The organism is Massilia sp. P2_C2, from assembly GCF_056404615.1.
This window is the reverse complement of record NZ_JBFUDR010000576.1, coordinates 1-1,584: the sequence shown is the minus strand read 5'-3', so window position 1 is coordinate 1,584 and position 1,584 is coordinate 1. Positions and strand designations below refer to the sequence as shown.

The following is a 1,584-nucleotide window of genomic DNA, read 5'->3' as shown; positions in this document are numbered from 1 at the left end:
TGACGGTGCGCTCAAACTTTTCTACCTACCGCCCTATTCGCCGCACCTGAATCCCGACGAGCAGGTATGGGCACACGTGAAACGCCAGGTCAGCAAGCAATTCGTGCAGGACAAAGACGGCATGAAAAAACTCGCTCTCGGTGCTTTGCGCCGTATTCAGAAGTTACCGGCGATGGTCCAATCGTTCTTTCGCCAGCAGGAATGCCGGTACGCCGCGCAAGCATAGCTTTACTTTCTAGAAGGTTAGTAACGAGGTGGTCCTGGCCGTCCAATCCACCGAACTTAGTAGCGCCGCGCGTCAGCACGGCTTCTGGCTCATGGATTTGTGCGGCTTCGGACGCGCGCCCTGGGCTTGGATTTGATGACGCCTGGTCGGTGCGAGTAGGTCCGGACGGCGATCAATTGTAGTGCGTCGAGCAGGCGCGTCGCGATGTCGGTGCCGAGCAGCAGCGCCGGTAGCAACGGTTTCAGAATGGAGTGGGCGGCGGCCCGGTTGATGCGCCGTGTCGGCGGCAACAACGCTTCGCGCAGTGCCGTTTCCGTGGCCAATGACTGCAGATTGTCGCAGACGATCTTCTCGGCGAAGTCGTGCATCGCCGCCTGCTGCGACAGGCCGGAGACGTGTTCGAGGTTGAGCCGGTGCTTGAGGCGCTTGAAGGCCTCTTCGATGCGCCAGCGTTGGTGATAGAGGTCGCCGAATTCGGCGCGCGGAAAGGCTGTCGGGTCGAGCAGATTGGTCATTAGTACGCGCACCTTGCCGGTGCTGGCGACATGGCGGACGAGGCGTACCGTTTGGGCCTTCGCCGGGCACTCGTAGTCGTCGGCGTCGCGCCGGTCGGGCGCCGCCAGCGTGACGATCCGCTCGTGCTCGTCCGAGCGCAGGAAGTCGCGCACGCACGCGAAACCGGTGTTGCCGGCGTTCTCGACGCGCATGCAGAAGCCGATGCCGCGAGCGTTGAGCGCGGCGACCAGCCAGCGCGATGGATAGCCGCGGTCCATCAGCAGGACGTCGCCGTCGGACAGGCGGTCGAGGTGCTGAAACAGCATCTGACGCTCGCCTTCGTGGACGCTGTGCAGGGACGCGGCGAGCATCATCTCGGCGCCCGGAAGGTAGAGGCCGAAGGCGATCTGGTCGGCGCTGGCGGCGCGTGCAACGTGGCTGGCGCGGCGCCCGAAGCGCAAGGTCGAGGCATCGGCGGCGACGAGTCGCCGGCCGCGCCAGCGCGGCACGAAGCCATCGGCGTCGGCTCGCGCGACGAGCCAGTCGTTGAGCGCCGGGATGGCCGTCGTGGACAGCTTGGCGCGGGCCTTGGCGAAGGCCTGTTCGGAGACGTGGTGCACGAGTTGGGCCTGCTCTTTGAGGTGGGCGAAGAATTCGTCCAGTTCGGTCTGAACGCTCTTGCGCATGCCACTGAGCATGACGGCGACGAGTGCGGGCAGCGGCAGTTTGCGGCGGCGGACGAAGGCGTTGCCCGCCTCGGCGTGGCGGGCCAGGTCGCGAAATTGCGGGGAATTCAGGAACGCGGAAAACGCGGTGAACAACGACGGTAACGACATGGCGGCCAATGAAGATCAAAACGATCT

General features: G+C 64.5%; 2 protein-coding genes. One reads left to right on the top strand and one right to left on the bottom strand.

The features are described from left to right. The coding region (locus AC1DYX_RS30980) for a transposase (protein ID WP_477263771.1) at positions 1–226 on the top strand (226 nt) is incomplete at its 5' end. 89 nt (positions 227–315) lie between these two features. Here the strand turns inward: AC1DYX_RS30980 and AC1DYX_RS30975 are convergent. Next, on the bottom strand, positions 316–1,557 hold the full coding sequence (locus AC1DYX_RS30975; protein ID WP_477266037.1) for an IS4 family transposase: 1,242 nt from the start codon (positions 1,555–1,557) through the stop codon (positions 316–318). Positions 1,558–1,584: the final 27 nt, after the last annotated feature.